This is a genomic window from Clostridium sp. JS66, from assembly GCF_033561535.1.
Lineage (GTDB): Bacteria > Bacillota > Clostridia > Clostridiales > Clostridiaceae > Clostridium_AM > Clostridium_AM carboxidivorans.
The window spans coordinates 3,925,137-3,943,788 of sequence record NZ_CP131467.1; the positions used below are offsets into that span (position 1 = coordinate 3,925,137).

Sequence of the window (18,652 nt, forward strand, 5' to 3'; positions counted from 1 at the left end):
CTATGAAAACTGTATTAAATGGATTTAGAATATCTTTATTAAATAAAAATTGTGCATTTTTAATTGAAATATTATTAAAAATAAAAACATCCTTGCAAAATGATTGTTTTTTATCCATATCCTTATTGGCTGCTATTATAACTTCATTTTTTAGCAGCCCCAATTGGGGATATTTAGATTTGAAAGTAATTATTTGTTTATTTGAGCTAATGATTATTGTAAAAGCTTTTGAGAAATATTGCCTAATTAACCACTTATCGCTATTAATTTTGAATAAGTGTAAAAACGAAAGAATTTTGCTTCAAACTTTATGTTTGTTCGCGTTCGCATCAGCCATGTTCTTAACAAATGATGTTGCACTGATGGCGATTATCCCAATTTTAATAAACATCTCCAAAAAATGCAGTTATGATATTATTTTACCTACTATTCTTATAACAATTTCTGCAAACCTTGGAAGCTGTGCAACTCCAATTGGAAATCCCCAAAATCTATACATTTTTTCTCATTACAAATTACATGTTGAAAGCTTTTTTTCTTATTCATTACCAATTTGTATTGTAAGTTTATCTTTGCTAATTTTTATAACATTCTTTATTAATCCTAAACAAATCTCCTTTAATATGAATGATACCTCAATACTTGAAAAAAAGAAAATAATGGTATTTTCAGTATTATTTGTCTTACTCATACTTAATATTCTTGGTACTATACCTTATTTTATAGCCTTACCTATTTTAGTATTGGTGACACTTGCTTTAGATAAAAGCTTATTTATAAAACTTGACTACGGATTGCTAATTACTTTTGTTTGTTTTTTCATTTCAGTAGGTAATGTATCTAACATTATTATAATACGCAACTCTTTAACACTTTTAACTCATACATCAGTAAGTATTTATATGTCTGCATTGCTATTAAGTCAAATCATAAGTAATGTGCCAAGTAGTATTTTGCTTGCTCCTTTTGCATTCAATTGGCATGCATTATTTTATGGAGTAACTATTGGTGGGCTGGGCACTCCTATTGCTTCACTGGCAAGTATTATTTCTTACAAAATGTTGATTCTTGAATATCCTTATAAAAAGAAAGAATATCTATTGAAATTTATTTTATTAAACTTTTTTTGTCTATCAATTATAGGATTGATTTTTTATATCTATATTCAATGAAATTAGTTAGAAACAAATACATCTTATGTTATAGTTCAACCCTGTACTCCCAGATAGTTTAATTATATAAATATGAATTTAAATACATATTATGTTATAATTCAACCACTGTAAAATAGCCATTCTCATTTTTTATTATACCTCTTAACCCATTGAAAATAAAGGATTTCCTCAAAATTTTACCAGCTGTTTTTTAATTTTCAAGATTCAAGCAAAAAAAGTCACCTTAAGCCTTACATTTCAAGGCTTTAAAGGCGTTTTAGTTTTTCTTATGGCTGGTAAATTATGTTTCTTTTCTAACTCTGGATCTTCAATTAAAAATAAGTATTCTAGAAATTCTACTAATGCTTTTATTGGATATGTAAATATATCTATAGTAACTATTAGAGATCATAAATAAAAGCAAAACTAAGGAATGAATATTTTTTAATATACAAAAGTCCCTTACGTTTTTTAATATTCATAAGGGATTTTTTTAACAAGGCTATATGCATTACTTCTCAGAACTTATTGTATTTAATTTTACATTTGGAGAATCAATTTTCATTAAAACTACATAAACAATTGCAGCTATAGCAACACCTACAAACCATGAAATGTTACTTAAACTTTTTAATGAAGGAATGAAGTCTCCTATTAGTGCAAAAAATCCTCCAATTAGCGTAGCAATAAATGCTCGATAATTATATCCTTTGTTATAAGTATATTCTCCATTCAAAGCATATAAATCATCCACATTTAATTCTTGCTTACGTATAATAAAATAATCAGCAAACATAATACCTGCAACCGGACCGAGTGCCCCACCAATTGTTCCTAAGAATGACATTACATTTGTAGCACTTTCCATTGTCTTCCATGGAAAAGTAAATACAGCTAAAATTGCTGTAATATAAGCTCCACGTTTAAAATTTACATACTTAGGAAGTAAATTAGCGAGATCATATGCAGGCGAAACCATATTTGATGCAACATTAACTGACATTGCTGCAATACAGAGTGTAATTACTGCAGCTGCAATTACAAATGGACTATCAAAACGAGAAAGTACATCTACAATATTCCAAATTGGTTTTCCATAAGCTACCTGAGTTCCTGAAGTTACAGTAATACTAGCAAATGCAAACAATGCAAAGGTTCCAGGCAATCCCAAAAATTGTCCTTTCTTTTGAGCTTCTTGGGATTCAGCAAAACGTGTAAAATCTGGAATATTTAATATCAAAGTTGCCCATATTGATATGACTCCTGTAACACCTGCAACAAAAGGCCAAAATGCTTCCTTAAATGTTCTGAACTTTCCTGGCTGGGAATAAATTGGTCCAAGGCCACCAGCAATGCTAATAGCCCAAAAAACCATACCACCAAAGACTAGATAAACCATTGGACCTGCAAAAACTTCAAATTTTTTAATAGATTCCATACCATGATTTAATGTAAATAAATGAAGTGCCCAGAATAGCAAAAATGAAATCATGCCCGAAATATGAAGTCCAAAGAAACTCCAGTTGCCACCAAGATTATTCCATGATGGCCAAAGTTTTTGTATCAAAATATTAATAGCTGTGCTTCCCGCATAAGTTTGAATTCCAAACCACATAATAGCAACAAATGCTCTTAACATTGCTGGAATATTAGCACCAATAACACCAAAGGAGGAACGAATTAAAACCGGAAATGGTACTCCAAATTTTGTGCCTGCATGTCCATTAAGTGTTAATGCAACATATAATATTAAAGAAGCAGTAATAATTATTCCTAGAGTTTGCCACGGCGAAAGCCCTAGTGCTATCAACCCTCCTACAGTAGCATAAGTAGGAATATTATGGATAATCCCCATCCAAAGTGTAGCATAATTAACAGTCTTCCACGTACGTCTTTCCTTTATAATCGGTTTTAAATCATCATTTGTCAAGGAATTAGAATTTTCAAACTTATAATTTTTCAACTTAATGCCCAAAATATAAACCCTCCTCATATTTAAATAACAATTCTACCTTTTATCGTATAGCCCTAACTAAACGGCCCGTACCCTGTTTTCCTACAATTTTGCTATCATCATAAACTATATTTCCTCTTACTATTGTAGTAACTGGAATTCCTTTACCCTGAAGTCCAATAAAAGCTGATATTTTGTTCTTATAAAAAAGTGACTCTGAAGTAATTTCCCATTTTCTTCTTGGATCAACAATTACAATATCAGCATCTGAACCAATATTTAAATTACCTTTTCTAGGATATAAATCAAAAATTTTTGCCGGCTCATTAGATAAAATTTTTGTCAATATAGTAGGAGATAACCCTTTCTCATTTACTACTTTATTAAACATAACTTGGAATGTAGTTTGTATGCCACTTATACCTCCCCATATTTCCCATATGTTATGTTTATCTTCTGATTTTTCTTCAATAGTACAAGGAGAATGATCGGATGCTATACAATTTATTGTGCCATCCATCACATAATTCCAAAGTTCCTCCTTATCTTTATAACTTCTTAATGGTGGAGCGCATTTGAATATTGCACCATTTTCTACCATATCATTATTCGTAAATACAAGATAATGAGGGCATGTCTCTGAAGTTATATTTACTCCTTCACTTTTTGCTTTTTTTATTTCTTTAGCAACCTCTGGGTGGCTTACATGGCAAATATGAACTTTTCCACCTGATTCTCTTGCCATTTCTATCACATTTTTAACTGCTAATAATTCTGCAATAACCGGCCTTGATTGAAAATAATCTGATCTACCAAATTTATTCTCATTTTTTAACTTTGTTTCATAACTTTTTATTATTGAATAATCTTCACAATGGAATCCAATGACCATTCCTAATGGAGTAGTTATTTCTAATGCCTGTCTTGCTATTCCCATGTTTATGGTAGAATAATCAGAAGAAACTGGACCTAAAAATGCTTTTAGCCCTATTGCACCTGACTTATAAATTCCCTCTATATTCTGCACATTATTATCTACAAGACCACCCCAAAAAGCATAATCAACAACAGACTTGTGCATGATTTTATTTTGCTTATCTAAAAATATTTTACTTGATGTAAGTGCAGGTTCGTTCTGAAGCGGCATATCAATTATAGTTGTTACACCTCCTGCTGCTGCTGCTTCAGAGCCATGAATGAAGTCTTCCCTCCATTCAAATCCCGGATCATTTAAATGTGCATGACAATCTATAGCACCCGGAAATATCATTTTTCCAGAAGCATCAATTACATTAGCAGCATCAACTTTAATATCAGTATTTGTAATACCCACTATTTTACCGCTTTTTACAGCTATAGAACCTTTAAAAATATAATCATTTTCTATGATTTTGCCACCTTTAATAAACAAATCTAACATCTAAATTTCACCTCAAAATCAATTAATTACCAATTTGCCACGATAACCATCATCTAAAATCCTGCCTTTTTCAAATACTTTATGACCTTTTGCAACTGTATAAACTACCTTACCTCTAAACCTTTTACCAATAAATGGGCTAACCGGATGTTTATATAGCAAGTCTTCTTTTTTGAGTATAAAAGATTGATTTAGATCAATAATGGCCAAATCTGCATCACTTCCAACTGAAATTGTTCCCTTTCTAGGATAAATTCCAAATCTTCTAGCTGGATTAGCAGATGTTAGTTTAGATATTAACTCCAGTGAAACTCCCCTCTTCCAATATCCTTCCTCTAACAGAACATTTAACGTACTTTGAGCTGAAGATATACCTCCCCACACATTAAATATGTTTTTTCCATCACTCATATCCTTTAAATCGGGTGAAGATGGTGAGTGATCAGAAGATATAACATCAATATCCCCATTTATGAGCGCCTTCCATAATTGATCCACATCATCTTTTTGTCTAAGTGGAGGAGAACATTTAGCTATTGCACCTTGTGTTACAATGTCCTCTACAGTTAGAGATAAATAATGAGGACAGGTTTCTAATGTAACATCAACTCCTCTATCTTTTGCAAGTTTAACTCTTTCCACTACTTCACTATTGCTTGCGTGAGCTATATGAATTTTACAATTTGCCACTTCTGCCATGCACATAGCTCTATCTACAGCCTCAATCTCTGAAACAATTGGTCTTGAAGCAGCATAATCTTCAGCCGCAATTCTTCCTTTATTTATTGCCTCTGAAGCTAAGTGACTAGTTATAACTTCACTTTCTGCATGAAGCATTACTATAGAATGTAGCTTGGATACTTTCTTCAATCCTTCAAACAAGCTGTTATCATCAAGATAATTAAATTCCTTGATACCACTATTTGACATGAAGCCTTTGAAACCTATAACTCCACATTCCTTTAAATCCTTTAAATAACTTAAATTTTCAGGAACTACCCCTCCTAAAATGCCAAAATCAATTATAGACTTTTCCCTTGCCAAATCCTCTTTTACTTTGAATTGATCAGGATAAATTAAAGGCGGATCACTGTTTAATGGCATGTCAAAAAATGTTGTAACCCCTCCTGCTGCCAAACTACAGCTGCCAGTGTAAATACCTTCCCATTCAGTCCTTCCTGGCTCATTGAGATGAACATGTATATCAATCAATCCTGGTAAAATATAGAGTTCTTCTGCATTGATTATTTCATTTGCAGTTTCATTTATTTTAGTACTCACTTCAACTATTTTACCGTTTAATATTCCAATATCTCCTTTTTTAACAGAATGTTCAGATACAATATTTCCATTTTTTATTATAAGATCATACTTATTCATTGCTACCTCCTACTTAATCTAAAAATAAAACTAAGAATGTAAAAAACTACACCTTTAAAATATTTACCTTTTTATGAAAACATTTTATTATAAAATTACATTTAAACTGCTATAAAGAAGGTTCTTTTTTGTAATCGTTAACATTAGCAGCAACTGTCTCCTTCATTAATATCCAATAAGAAAGCCCACTTATAAATACTCCTATAAACCAGGAAAATGAAGCTAATACTTTAAATGTTGGAATCATAGCTACAGGTACAGATATTATAGTTCCAAGCAATAGTGATAGTATAGCCTTTTTATTAAAGCCATTATCGTACCAATATGGTCCACTTAATTGAAATAACATTTGCACATCTACTTTTTCCTTTTTTATTATATAGTAATCTACTATGATTATGGCAAAAATTGGGCCTAAGAACGCAGCCAAACCACCTAAAAAATAATTTACTGCAACTGGACTTTCATATATTTTCCATGGCAGTACTACTATAGAAAGTACAGCAGTAATTACTGCACCTCGTTTAAAATTAATATGCTTTGGAAACAAGTTTGCAAGGTCATAAACAGGTGAAACTAAATTTGCTACAACATTAATTCCTAAAGTTGCAATCATAAATCCAACAGCTCCAATGAGTTGAGCCGTATTATTGGGAATTTTTTGTACCAACAGTATAGGATCATAAATTGCTGATCCAAAAATAACTATACTTCCTGCAGTTGTAATTACACTAGCTATGGAGAACAATGTAAAATTAACAGGTAATCCTAAAAAATTAGCTCTTTTAACCACTTTAAAGTTTGGTGAAAACCTAGTAAAATCACAAACATTAAGCATAATTGTACTAAAATACGCTACTACCAGTGCAATTGCTACTATAAATGTATAAACAGCATTTAACCCAAATAATCTTTTACCTTCTAAACCAACATTTAAGTTAATATGTCCTCCAGATGCATTTATAACCCATATTATCAAGAAAAACATTAAAACATAAACTAAAGGCCCAGCAAAATTATCGAATTTTCTGACTATTTCCATTCCATATATCATTATCAACAATTGGACAATCCACATAATTAGGAATCCAATCCAATAAAGATAATTTAACCCCAAGAAAGATCCTGACATTAAAGATTTAGCACTTGGTGCAAATATTAGTATAATACCTACAACTGATACAGATGCTAGGTAAGTCTGTATACCATACCAAAATACTGCAACTAGGCCTCTAATAAGTGCAGGTATATTCCCTCCCCACACACCAAAAGATATACGGCTTATTACAGGATACGGTACTCCAAGCTTGGTTCCAACCTTGCTGGTAAGATTTGAAAGAAACATTACAATAGATATACCAATAATTTCAGCTAATAAAACTTGCCATGCTGTTAATCCCATAAAAAATAATCCTGCTGCAAAAGTGTATCCACCAACACTGTGAACATCAGACATCCACATTGCAAATACACTATATGTTCCCCACTTACGTTCTTTTGTAGGAGCAAGATCTTCATTATATAACCTTTCATTAGGATTAACTAAATCCCCCCTAAATATCTCCATATCTTTCTTCATTATGAATAATTCCTCCTCATTATAAACATTTTTTCATATTTATAAATAATTTTACACATTTTCAATTAATTTACAACAATTATAAATAGCTCCTCCTGTTATTTGTTAAATAAATCACTTAAATTCACATCAAAATTTCCAAACTACTTTAGCCTATTGAACTTAATAAATATATCAACATTATAGTAATATATATACAGTACAATAGGCTAATTAAGTTTAATAATTTTCCTTATTAATCATTTAATTTTACACTACACTTCTTTGCTAAACTTTTCTCTCCACTCTTTTCCTACCACTTCCATATCTGAATTCTTATGAGTTCTTCTTAATCTGTTTAAAGTAGGCATACCGCATTGGAATTCCAGTAACCATCTTTTTGCAAATTCACCTTTTTCAGTTTCTGTAAATACTTTTTCAATTTCATCATAATTAATAATTCTTGGTCCAGAAGTTCTAACTGCAAATTCACAAGTTCTACTGCATCTTCTTGACAAATATTCTTCTATTCCAACTTGATCTATATCGTCAATTACTGACCTAATGGACCTTATAGCCTTTGCATAAGCAAAAGATTTTGGGTATCCATTCTTAGCCATAGTTTCATACACTGCTCTCATAAGATTGATTGTTCCACCATAAAGAACCTGTTCTTCAAAATTGTCTCCTTCAGTCTCATGTTGGAATGAAAGATATACTGTACCAGTTCTTGTGCTGCCAACACCTTTAGCAATTGCAAGAGCTGTTTCCTTAGCATGTCCAGTAACATCCTGATCTACAGCAACTGCACCATATATTCCTGAACCATCCAGAAATTTTTGCCTTACAACAGGACCTGGTCCATTAGGAACGAAAAGTACTACATCTACAAATTCTGGTGGCACAATTGTTCCATATAATATTGCAAAACCATGTGCAAAGCAAAGTGTCTGATTTGGTTTTAAATTTTGATGAATCGATTCATAGTAAACTGCAGGTTGAGCAGGGTCTTGTAGTAATACCATTACTACATCAGCTTTTCTAACTGCCTCATCAAATGGATATACAGTAAATCCATCTTCCTCTGCATTATTCCAATCTGGATACCTATCCTTATTTCCTGCGCCAATTATAACATTTACTTCACTGTCTCTTAAGCAATTGGATTGTCCTCTTCCTTGACTTCCATATCCCATTACCGCTACAACCTTACCTTTAAGTACATCCATATTAACATCTTCATCATGATAAACCTTTTCAATAGCACTCATATTTTTTTACCTCCTACTATTATTTATAACTTCTTTTTATTAAAATTTTTAATATTTATAACAATGCTTATGCAACAATTACAGTTCCTGTTTTACCTTCAAGAGCATCTGCTGCACGTTCTAGTGATGTAATTATTGCCTTTCTGCTACTACTGGATTTTACAAACTTAATTGCAGCTTGAACTTTTGGAAGCATGGAACCTGGTGCAAATTGTCCTTCTTCAATATATTTTTCTGCATCTTTAATTGTCAATATATCAAGATTAATTTGATTTGGTTTTCCATAATTGATTGCTACCTTATCCACTGCAGTAAGTGTTATTAAAAGATCTGCATCTAGTATCTCAGCAATTTTTTCACTAGCAAAATCCTTGTCTATAACTGCAGGAACTCCTATTAAACTATTTCCTTTAGCAATAACAGGTATGCCTCCTCCTCCAACAGTTATAACAATCTCTCCATTGTTGACAAGAGTTTTAATGGTTTTCTTTTCTGCTACATCCACAGGCATTGGAGATGGCACGACTCTTCTCCATCCTCTTCCTGCATCTTCCTTCATTATATAACCTTTTTCTTTAGAAATAGCTAAAGCTTCTTCATTACTATAAAATGCACCTATTGGTTTTGATGGGTTATCAAATGCTGGATCTTGCTTATTTACAATAACCTGAGTTATAACAGTTGCTACAGGAACATCCATATTTCTACTTAACAATTCTTCCCTTAATGCATTTTGAAGATGAAATCCAATATACCCCTGGCTCATTGCTCCACATTCTGGAAATGGCATTTCTGGAGTTTTAGCAATCGTTTTGGATGCAGCCTCTAATGCAAGATTTATCATTCCAACTTGAGGTCCATTGCCATGAGCTATTATAACTTTATCTCCTTTTTGAATTAAATCAACAATTGGTTTTACAGTGCTTTTTAATAATTGTTTTTGTTCTTCTGGTGTATTTCCTAAAGCGTTTCCACCTAAAGCTACTACTATTTTTCTGCCTTCCATGCTTTTAGTTCACTCCTTTTATGACATACCTATCATAGATGCAATAAGCGCCATTCTTATTGCTACACTAAAACTTATCTGCTTAAAGTACAATTCATGTTCTGTATTATCTATTCTAAAATCAAATTCTCCTTTAAATCTTGGTAGAGAATGCATTATTCCTATTGTTTTTCCAGTTTTCTTTTTTGCTTCTTCTAAAGTTTCTAAATCAATATAGTAATTTGCTGCCTTTTCCATAAATACAGCTCTTGCATCCTGTCCTACAGGAACACTGCAGCCTGGAAGATAAACAAGATCACAAGTTGTTATTAATTCACCCTGTTCTTTCTTGTTTAAATCAAAATGTTCTTCATATTTTGCACCCATATCATTTAATTTACCTTTTATAAGATCTGGAGTTTTCAAATTATTTGGTCCTGAATATACTATCTCAGCTCCCATTCTTGCCAAACCTAAAGCAAAAGAATGTCCACTTCTTGCTCTTGTTAAATCTGGTGATGTTACCATTACTCTTAACCCTTCAAATCCTCCAAAAGCTCTGTAAACTGTATACATATCAAGAAGTCCTTGAGTTGGATGAGTTATATTTCCCCAGCCGCAAGAAATTACTGGAACTTCAGCTGCTGGAAGTGCTTCAAATACTTGCTTATCATCAGGATGTCTTAAACCAATTATGTTTGCATATTGTGAAACTACTCTAAGCGTATCCCATAATGATTCATCTTTAGCTACAGAAGAATTATGACTTGGATCTGATTCAGTTATAACTGAACCTCCCAATCTAAGCATTGCAGTTTCTGTACTAAATCTGGTTCTCGTACTTGGTTGGAAGAACATGGTGCATAAAACTTTGCCATTCATTATATTTAATTTTGATCTCCAGTATGGTTCCAGCACTTCAGCTGCTTTAAATAAACTTAATAACTCCTCTTTTGAAAGATCATCAACGAATTTGAAGTTTTTCCCCTTAAGTCCAGTAGCTTCAAGATGATCAACAAGCTTTTTAGGTTTAAAATCTTTAGTAATAGCCATAATAAAATTCATCCTTTCTTAATTTCATATATTTTTAACTTAAACTAAATTTTATCTAGTTTTATCAAAGTTTCTAGTAACACATCACTTCCTCTTTTTATATCTTCAAAGGAAGTGTATTCTTCAGGCACATGACTTTTCCCATCCTTACTTGGTACAAATATCATACCAACATCAGTAATTTCTGCCATTACTGCCGAATCATGAACTGCTCCACTTAACATTTTGCAATATGAATATCCTCTGCTTTTAACAACATCCTCAATAATATTGATAATTTTTTCACAAGTCGTAGTGCCTTTAAACGAAGTTATTCGCCTAACATTGCATTCAACTCCATATTTATCTGAAATTTTATTTGAATAATTTATTACTTCTTTAAGCACTCTATCCATAGCATGGTCATCTAAGTCTCTTATATCAATGGTAAAGTATACTTTTTCAGCTATAACATTTGATACATTGGGATGACATTCTATTTTACCTACTGTAGCAACTGTTGTATCCAATCCATTTTCCTTCACTATATCGTTTACATGCGAAATTATTTCTGAAGCTGCTATCAAAGCATCTTTTCGCATATTCATAGGTGTTGCACCAGCATGATTTGATTCTCCTATAATCTCCACACCATAAGTCCTAGTTCCAGCTATCCCCTTTACAATGCCTATAGATAAATTATTTTTATCTAAAACTATACTCTGTTCTATATGAAGTTCTAACATACCAAGAATGTCCTTCTTATCTAATCTTTCATTATCAATGTTTTCAGGATTAAGACCATATTCTTCTAAAACTTCATAATAACTTTTTCCTTCAAAATTTTTTATATTTTTTAATTCAGATGAAGGAATTTTACCAGTTATTACTTTACTCCCCAAAGTAGTAGCTCCAAAATTAGAACCTTCTTCCTCAGCAAAACCAATCAATCCTATGGTATGTTTTGTCTTTATGTTATTTTCTTTTAATACTCTAATAACTTCAAGAGCTGCAACTACTCCAGTTATGCCGTCAAAGCTACCTCCATGTTTTACTGTGTCCATATGAGAACCCACCAAAATAATTGGTAGGTTTTCATATTCACCTTTATACATACCTCTTAAATTCCCAACCCCATCTATTTTTACATCCATACCAAGTGAAATCATTTCATCTATTAAATAATTTTTTGCTTTTTTATCCTCAATACTATATGAAAACCGTGTACATCCTTGTCCAGGAGTGCTGCTAAACTTTTGAATTGTTTCTATATCTTTTTTTATTCTTGCTATTGAAGTCTCCATATTTATCATTTCCTAACATTTTATAAAATTACATCTCTATTACAATCCTTAGAATAAATATAAGTTAGTCTTTCTCTTCCTGTAGTATACACAGCTTGTTTCATAAAAGGCCCAAACCATATGAAGTCTTCTTTCTTAACTTGTACCCATTCATCTCCAAGCAAGTATATTCCTTGTCCCTGCATTAGATATGCTCCATGCTCCTGTACATGTGTTTCTACAAAAGGATGACAACCATCTGGTTGAAAACTTAAAATATGCATATTCATGTCAAATCCTAATTCAACTGGAAGTAAATCCTTTATGAATACGTTTTCCATGTCATCATAAATTCTTTCTTCTATCTCATTAACACTGCCAAATACTGTTCTAGGTGATTTGCCTTCAAGAGGAATATATCTTTGTTTATAAAGCAATATTCTCATTGTTCCTTTAGATTCATTTTTCATGTTCATACCTAAATCTGCAGGTGCAAAAGCATATCCTCCCTGTTTCAATTTCTTTTCCTCGTCTCCAACCTTTACTGTAAGCTCTCCTTCTCCATCCAAGAAGAATACAAAAGTTTCAATATCATCTCCTCCAAATGTTTTAGTAGTTTTCGCACCTGGTGCTACTTCACCTATATACTGTACAAAACTTGTTCCCATTTTTGGTGAAGCGAGTATTGTCATTTTAAATCCTTCAAAATTTGGTATAACATTAATTACCCTTCCTTCTGGTGGTAAAACAGCATACTCCCCTAATTTAATTACAGCTCTTGATACAAGATGATCTTTTGGATAACTCATTTTATAAACCCTCCTAAATTTTTTAAGTTGTTTTCTATATTTTCATTATATTTCGTAAACTTTGTAAAATAAATTGCCATATATTCTAAAATAAGGAAATAGAAATTATCTGTTTTGGATAATAAACTTCTATAAATTTTCTCTTATATAACCTGTTATGGATAAACAATATTAAATGTTTTATCCATAGTAGATACATTTTTTAATTGATTTTATGGTACTATTTATATAAGAAACAATTTATTAAAGGAGGATATAAAGATGCTCGAACTGTTAAAAAAGAGAAGAAGTATAAGAAAGTACACAAATGAAAAAGTTTCCGATGAAAAAATATTGAACTTAATACAAGCTGCATTATTATCACCAACATCTAAAAATTCTAAATCTTGCGAATTTATTATTGTTAAAGACAAGGACTTATTAAGTAAACTTTCTAATTTCAAACCAGGTGCCTCATTTTTAAAAAATGCTGATCTTGGAATTATCATTATGGGTAATTCTTCTCTAAGTGATGTATGGATAGAAGATGCTTCAATTGCAGCAAGTAACATCCATCTGTTATCGCAAGAAACAGGACTAGGTTCTTGTTGGATTCAAGTAAGGAATAGAAATTATAATGAAAGTACATCCTCAGAAGAATACATTAGAAACTTATTTAATATTCCTGAAAACATAAACATTCTAGCAGTAATCTCTGTAGGCTACCCAGGTGAGAAAAAAGATCCTTTGACAGAAGAAAACTTAAATTATAATAAAGTATATTTAAACAGTTATTCAAATGAATACTTAAAGTAACAATATGAATTATTATCAAAAAAGAACCTTTTTAGGTTCTTTTCTTAAATTATTTGAAATAAATAATTCTTTTAAGCAAAAAATAGAGGAATATCATAAATCATTATCGTATACAATAATATATTCTTTTTATACTATAAAAATGATTTATATAGAGGTGTTCTAATTGTTAAACATTTTAACTGAATTTCTTAAAAATAAATTTATTTACGAATATTACATTCTAAAAGACTATTCTTATGGTGACAATTTTTTTTCTACAGTTTTTACTGACAATTGTGACGAAAGTGACAATATTGAACCAAATTCTGTATATGTTCTCAATTTAAAAACTTTTGATTTGGCAAAAGATAATATTATCAAAACATTAACTAAACTTTCAAATAAAAATATTACTTTAATTTTATTTAGTAATAAGGAAGATAACATTATTAATAAAAACATTTCTAATATATTTGTTCAATATGAAAAAGGACTTAAGATATCAATAATATACATAGTAACAAATGAGTCGATTCCTAAAATTATTAATCTACTTTTACTACAAATTAATGAAAGTTATCTAAATGAATTAAATAGAATAAAAAAAATTTATGATGAATTCTCTTATATATCTTTGAAAGAATTAGGTCTTCAGACAATATTAGATTATTTTAAAAAATCCATAGGTAATCCAGTTGCTGTATTTGATATAGATAACAAATGTATTGCATCAACAGATAAATATTTGGATAAATACTTTAAAATTAAAAGTTCAGCTATCAGAAATGATTTTCATAATTTGTACTACTTTACACAAATTGTCCAAATATCTAATAATAATTCAAATCAGGAAATATCCGAAATTTTCTTTCCTATAACTGTTCAAAATAACATAAAAGCTTATATTTGTATTTTTGAAATCAATAAAAAGCTAAAAGATACTGATTATTTTACTCTTGAAGTTGCAACTACCGCTACTCTAATAGAAATGAAAAAGCACATTGCAATGAAAACTATTGAAGAAAGATTTGTAAATGATTTAATTTATGATCTTATAAATAATAAAGTTAATGATGAAAAAATGCTTTTAGAAAGGTCCAATCTTATTGGTTTAAATATTAAAGGAAAATACTCAGTAATACTATTAGACATTATCAGCTCTTCAAAAACAAAATTAAAAAATCAAAATCTAAAATATGAAGATATTTATGATAAAATTTTTAAATTAGCCTCAAGAAAAATTCAGCATAAAAATCATCACTGCATAATTGGGAAATTAAGTAACACAGTAATTACCTTATGGCCAATGGATGAACAAGATATTGAAACTAATCTTGCTTCTATAAAAGATATTTTTAACAGCATTCAGAAGAAAATTATTGAAGAATACGAGAATATTACAGTAGTCGCCGGTATAGGAAAACCAGTAGATAACGTTAAACTAATATATAAGAGCTATAGAGAAGCAAAAGATGCTATTGCTCTTGGTTCCACCATCTATTCCAAAAATGCTATTATTAGTTTCAAGGACTTAGGAGTTTTAAGATTAGTAAGTAAAGTAGATGATAGAGATTCCTTACTAGAAATTATACCTAAAGAATTAATTAATCTTAAGAAACATGATGAAAAATATAATACCCAATTACTCGAAACTCTGCGGATTTATCTTGAAAACAATAGTAATGCATCAAAAGCTGCCCATGTTTTGTTCGTACATTATAAAACCATTTTGTACAGATTGGAAAAAATAAATAAAGTTTGTAATATTGATCTAGAGAATTACTATAACCGTTTAGAACTAGAAATTGGTTTGGAATTAATCAAGGTACTAAGTTATAACAATATTTCTGTAAAATGATACTACTACTATTCAATCTATTTGTTTCATAACCTACTCTAATATAAAATCAATATCAATTATTCACAAAATATTAAAATATTAATAGAAATATTGGACAAATGAGAATTGGTAACTCTTATAGAATGTAATAACATATAAGCAGCTAATATAATAGGAGGTATACCAATGAACATTAGTACTAACGCAAAATCACTTCAAAATCAAATAGTAAAATGGAGAAGAGATTTACATTCCATGCCTGAAATCGGTTTGGAATTAAAGCATACTACTAAATATATCTGTGAAGTACTTGAAGACCTTGGAATTAAGTATACAAAGATAGCTCAAAACAGCGGAATTGTAGCTTTAATTAGAGGCAATAACAATGAAAAAGTCATAGCCTTACGGGCAGATATGGATGCAGTAAATATTAAAGAAAAAACAGGATTATCCTATGCTTCTACAAACTCTAATATGCATGCATGTGGACACGATGCTCATATAGCAATGCTGCTTGGCGCAGCTAAAATTTTAAATAAAATAAGAGACTCTTTAGAATGCAGTGTCAAACTCATTTTTCAGCCAGATGAGGAAGGCTCAAAAGGAGCAAGACTTATGATTGAAAATGGTGTGCTTGAAAATCCAAAAGTAAATGTAATTTTAGGAACTCATATTGGCCAACTTTCTAAAGAAATTGAATGTGGACATATTGGAGTTAGAATAGGAGAAATCATGGCTTCAAACGACAAATTCAAAATAACCATCAATGGGAAAGAATGTCATGGTGCTATGCCAGATACAGGAATTGATAGTATTTTAATTGCATCTCATATTGTACTTGGCCTTCAATCCATTATATCTAGAGAATTGAATCCGATAAATCCTACAGTAATTACAGTAGGCAAATTTATATCAGGAAACCAATATAATATAGTATCTGGCTCTGCTGAAATTGAAGGAACAGTAAGAGCCTACAATTCAGAGGACAGAAATTTTGTTTTAAAAAGAATTGGAGAAATATCCAAATTAATTTCAGAATCCATGAGAGCCAGCTGCAATTATGAAGTTGTATTAGGCTCACCAGTTGTGAAAAATGATAAAGAATTTACACTTAAATTTGTAAAAAGTGCAGAAAAAATAGTTGGAAAGAATAAAATTAAGTTTATACAAAATCCAGTCATGGCAGGAGAAGACATGGGGTTCTATTTAAATAAGGTTTCAGGGACTTTCTTTTTTCTAGGAGGATTTAACAAAGATAAAGGAATCACATACCCTCATCATAATAGCAAATTCAATATTGATGAAGATGTGCTGTGGATAGGATCAGCATTACTTGCCCAAAGTACTTTAGATTATTGCAACAATTAAATTTATTAACAGATGTAAAAGTAAACGGGCATGCATTAAGTAGTTCAGAAGGTAGCATAAAGAGGCAACAAAGATGTATTCAATAAAAGATTGAGAAGTTGCCACAGATAACTATTGGGGTGTTATATTAGAGTTTACAATGGGTTTTAAATCGTATTTAGATATATGCTATGTTAAAGTTCAACATATACGAAGTAAATATTTCATATTTTTATTATCTTCTATGTAATATTCTTCATCAGATGACCAACCGTATTCTATTTTTTTAATTTTTATCCATATAGTTGAAATTGTTATATCATTAAAATTGTAATTCATTATACACCTCCCAAAGTATATTTACTTCTCTTTTTTACAACTATGATTCGATGGTACCATTTTTTGTCATAAAAATAAAGATTGGGTATAACCCAATCTTTATTCATGTAGTTCTTCACTTTTGTTACTATTATATTTACAAAATGCTGCTATCAAATCCCTTTCCGTCAACCCCGGAAGCATCTATTATAGAGATAAGAGCATCTTTATCTATATTTTGTATTGAATATTTTAACTCTGGTAAGTGAGATAAATATACTATACAATACAAAACTTTCCTTTCTCTGCCAGTCAATGTTTGCCCATTTAAAATTGTAGCACCTCGATGCATATAAGTCATGATATAATCACATACTTCTTTCTCTTTTTCAGTAATTATAAACAAAAGCTTTTTTCTTACCATACCATGAATAATTTTATCTGTTACAACTGACGTGATATATATAAAGCGCAGTTAACATACCATTTAACAATGCAGCTATACATAATATAAGGCAGTTAAAAATAAGCCCAATTTTACCAACATCATAATTGTCGTGTTTTTTGTTGAATAGCATTGTTATAATATTAATTCCACCCATAGAACCGTGATTTGCAAATGTTAACCCTATACCAAGCCCATTTAGTACTCCACCGTATAAACAATACAATAAAGTATCATTAGTGATTATTATATTCTGCATATCTTTAGTAGCAACTAAAAAGACTGAATAACAAATCGTACCTATCAAGCTATAAATCGTAAATCTTATATTCAATTTTTTAAAGCTAATGACGAGCAGAGGTATATTAGCTAACATTATTGTATAACCAGCTGGGAATTTAGTTATATATTGAATTAAGATAGCAAGACCTGACACGCCACCACTATACAGTTTTGCATGCACAATGAACATATTTAATCCTATTGAAGATAGCAAGCAACCCAATATTATGAGAACTACATTTTTTATTCTTAGGTTATTTGTTATTGTTTGCATATTCATCCTGATTATTTAAACATTAAAATAAAAAAATTACCTTCAAGTAACACATTACTACAAGAGAAGAAATAATATCCATTTATGTATCATCCCACCCCTTTAAATGGGATGGGCTATGCCCCAGTAGCATATATATTACATTTCCTTATGATACTTAGAGAAATATATAATATATACTATAAAAATAAATAAATATGATGTAATTGTAAGTAGGATTATAAGTAAATTTGATTTTAGCAAAATATATATAATTGTAATTATACCAAAAACTATTCCCATAATATCAAATGCTTTAGCTTTAGCCATATTTTCAATCCTAACATTTCTTTCATCTTCATCTATTTTTCTAACAAAAAATTTGTGATATATGGAATTGACAACTAAGGATACACATATTGTTATGAGAATTATATACATGGTTTTCAATGTATAACCACCTGTAAAGAATAAAGCAATTAATGAGCCAATCAGGAGTAGTGCTACTAGTGCAACAAATATATAATTAAAAAGTTTCATTTTC

The 18,652-nt window shown here is 30.5% G+C and carries 17 protein-coding genes and 1 pseudogene; 5 read left to right on the forward strand and 13 right to left on the reverse strand.

The window, feature by feature from the left end:
- Positions 1-2 precede the first annotated feature (2 nt).
- The gene (locus tag Q6H37_RS18180; protein ID WP_318734929.1) at positions 3-1,172 is read left to right on the forward strand and encodes an SLC13 family permease; all 1,170 of its coding nucleotides are present in this window, start codon (positions 3-5) and stop codon (positions 1,170-1,172) included.
- Between the two features lie 271 nt (positions 1,173-1,443).
- Positions 1,444-1,572: a hypothetical protein gene (locus Q6H37_RS18185; protein WP_318734931.1), complete on the forward strand. Its 129-nt coding sequence runs from the start codon at positions 1,444-1,446 to the stop codon at positions 1,570-1,572.
- Positions 1,573-1,665: 93 nt separating this feature from the next.
- Here the strand turns inward: Q6H37_RS18185 and Q6H37_RS18190 are convergent, their stop codons facing one another.
- From Q6H37_RS18190 to allE, 9 genes are all read right to left on the reverse strand, one after another.
- Positions 1,666-3,129, reverse strand: a complete 1,464-nt coding sequence (locus tag Q6H37_RS18190; RefSeq protein ID WP_318734933.1) for an NCS1 family nucleobase:cation symporter-1 — start codon at positions 3,127-3,129, stop codon at positions 1,666-1,668.
- Between the two features lie 40 nt (positions 3,130-3,169).
- Positions 3,170-4,528, reverse strand: a complete 1,359-nt coding sequence (gene allB / locus Q6H37_RS18195) for an allantoinase AllB (RefSeq protein WP_318734935.1) — start codon at positions 4,526-4,528, stop codon at positions 3,170-3,172.
- 18 nt (positions 4,529-4,546) lie between these two features.
- Entirely contained in the window at positions 4,547-5,908 is a 1,362-nt protein-coding gene (allB, locus tag Q6H37_RS18200) for an allantoinase AllB (RefSeq protein ID WP_318734939.1), read from the reverse strand.
- Between the two features lie 109 nt (positions 5,909-6,017).
- The gene (locus tag Q6H37_RS18205) at positions 6,018-7,487 is read right to left on the reverse strand and encodes an NCS1 family nucleobase:cation symporter-1 (protein ID WP_318734942.1); all 1,470 of its coding nucleotides are present in this window, start codon (positions 7,485-7,487) and stop codon (positions 6,018-6,020) included.
- A 254-nt stretch (positions 7,488-7,741) separates the two neighbouring features.
- Positions 7,742-8,737 carry a ketol-acid reductoisomerase gene (ilvC, locus tag Q6H37_RS18210; protein ID WP_318734944.1) on the reverse strand — a complete coding sequence of 332 codons (996 nt, stop codon included), beginning with the start codon at positions 8,735-8,737 and terminating at the stop codon, positions 7,742-7,744.
- Between the two features lie 67 nt (positions 8,738-8,804).
- Positions 8,805-9,743: a carbamate kinase gene (gene arcC / locus Q6H37_RS18215; protein WP_318734947.1), complete on the reverse strand. Its 939-nt coding sequence runs from the start codon at positions 9,741-9,743 to the stop codon at positions 8,805-8,807.
- Positions 9,744-9,761: 18 nt separating this feature from the next.
- A complete protein-coding gene (locus Q6H37_RS18220) occupies positions 9,762-10,775 on the reverse strand; it encodes an aspartate carbamoyltransferase (protein WP_318734950.1) in 1,014 nt (337 codons plus the stop codon).
- Between the two features lie 44 nt (positions 10,776-10,819).
- A complete protein-coding gene (locus Q6H37_RS18225) occupies positions 10,820-12,058 on the reverse strand; it encodes a M20 family metallo-hydrolase (protein WP_318734952.1) in 1,239 nt (412 codons plus the stop codon).
- Positions 12,059-12,078: 20 nt separating this feature from the next.
- Positions 12,079-12,846: a (S)-ureidoglycine aminohydrolase gene (allE, locus tag Q6H37_RS18230; RefSeq protein ID WP_318734955.1), complete on the reverse strand. Its 768-nt coding sequence runs from the start codon at positions 12,844-12,846 to the stop codon at positions 12,079-12,081.
- A gap of 261 nt (positions 12,847-13,107) precedes the next feature.
- On the opposite strand from allE, the gene Q6H37_RS18235 reads away from it, so the two are divergent.
- From Q6H37_RS18235 to Q6H37_RS18245, 3 genes are all read left to right on the forward strand, one after another.
- Positions 13,108-13,641: a nitroreductase family protein gene (locus tag Q6H37_RS18235; RefSeq protein WP_318734958.1), complete on the forward strand. Its 534-nt coding sequence runs from the start codon at positions 13,108-13,110 to the stop codon at positions 13,639-13,641.
- A gap of 166 nt (positions 13,642-13,807) precedes the next feature.
- Positions 13,808-15,481: a PucR family transcriptional regulator gene (locus Q6H37_RS18240; RefSeq protein ID WP_318734960.1), complete on the forward strand. Its 1,674-nt coding sequence runs from the start codon at positions 13,808-13,810 to the stop codon at positions 15,479-15,481.
- Positions 15,482-15,649: 168 nt separating this feature from the next.
- On the forward strand, positions 15,650-16,831 hold the full coding sequence (locus Q6H37_RS18245) for a M20 family metallopeptidase (protein WP_318734962.1): 1,182 nt from the start codon (positions 15,650-15,652) through the stop codon (positions 16,829-16,831).
- Between the two features lie 180 nt (positions 16,832-17,011).
- Here Q6H37_RS18245 and Q6H37_RS18250 read toward each other — a convergent pair whose 3' ends face one another.
- From Q6H37_RS18250 to Q6H37_RS18265, 4 genes and pseudogenes are all read right to left on the reverse strand, one after another.
- Positions 17,012-17,149, reverse strand: a complete 138-nt coding sequence (locus Q6H37_RS18250; RefSeq protein ID WP_318734966.1) for a hypothetical protein — start codon at positions 17,147-17,149, stop codon at positions 17,012-17,014.
- Positions 17,150-17,285: 136 nt separating this feature from the next.
- Entirely contained in the window at positions 17,286-17,534 is a 249-nt protein-coding gene (locus Q6H37_RS18255; protein ID WP_318743061.1) for a YitT family protein, read from the reverse strand.
- Between the two features lie 12 nt (positions 17,535-17,546).
- Positions 17,547-18,135 (reverse strand): annotated as a pseudogene (locus Q6H37_RS18260) (YitT family protein); the annotation flags it as partial.
- A gap of 132 nt (positions 18,136-18,267) precedes the next feature.
- The gene (locus tag Q6H37_RS18265; protein ID WP_318734969.1) at positions 18,268-18,648 is read right to left on the reverse strand and encodes a DUF2178 domain-containing protein; all 381 of its coding nucleotides are present in this window, start codon (positions 18,646-18,648) and stop codon (positions 18,268-18,270) included.
- Positions 18,649-18,652: the final 4 nt, after the last annotated feature.

Bases quoted from the DNA above. Each gene is read 5' to 3' on its own strand.
- Q6H37_RS18180 (WP_318734929.1), top strand. From the start codon at position 3: ATGAAAACTGTATTAAATGGATTTAGAATATCTTTATTAAATAAAAAT.
- Q6H37_RS18185 (WP_318734931.1), top strand. From the start codon at position 1,444: ATGGCTGGTAAATTATGTTTCTTTTCTAACTCTGGATCTTCAATTAAA.
- allB (WP_318734935.1), bottom strand. From the start codon at position 4,528: ATGTTAGATTTGTTTATTAAAGGTGGCAAAATCATAGAAAATGATTAT.
- allB (WP_318734939.1), bottom strand. From the start codon at position 5,908: ATGAATAAGTATGATCTTATAATAAAAAATGGAAATATTGTATCTGAA.
- Q6H37_RS18205 (WP_318734942.1), bottom strand. From the start codon at position 7,487: ATGAAGAAAGATATGGAGATATTTAGGGGGGATTTAGTTAATCCTAAT.
- ilvC (WP_318734944.1), bottom strand. From the start codon at position 8,737: ATGAGTGCTATTGAAAAGGTTTATCATGATGAAGATGTTAATATGGAT.
- arcC (WP_318734947.1), bottom strand. From the start codon at position 9,743: ATGGAAGGCAGAAAAATAGTAGTAGCTTTAGGTGGAAACGCTTTAGGA.
- Q6H37_RS18220 (WP_318734950.1), bottom strand. From the start codon at position 10,775: ATGGCTATTACTAAAGATTTTAAACCTAAAAAGCTTGTTGATCATCTT.
- Q6H37_RS18225 (WP_318734952.1), bottom strand. From the start codon at position 12,058: ATGGAGACTTCAATAGCAAGAATAAAAAAAGATATAGAAACAATTCAA.
- allE (WP_318734955.1), bottom strand. From the start codon at position 12,846: ATGAGTTATCCAAAAGATCATCTTGTATCAAGAGCTGTAATTAAATTA.
- Q6H37_RS18235 (WP_318734958.1), top strand. From the start codon at position 13,108: ATGCTCGAACTGTTAAAAAAGAGAAGAAGTATAAGAAAGTACACAAAT.
- Q6H37_RS18245 (WP_318734962.1), top strand. From the start codon at position 15,650: ATGAACATTAGTACTAACGCAAAATCACTTCAAAATCAAATAGTAAAA.
- Q6H37_RS18250 (WP_318734966.1), bottom strand. From the start codon at position 17,149: ATGAATTACAATTTTAATGATATAACAATTTCAACTATATGGATAAAA.
- Q6H37_RS18265 (WP_318734969.1), bottom strand. From the start codon at position 18,648: ATGAAACTTTTTAATTATATATTTGTTGCACTAGTAGCACTACTCCTG.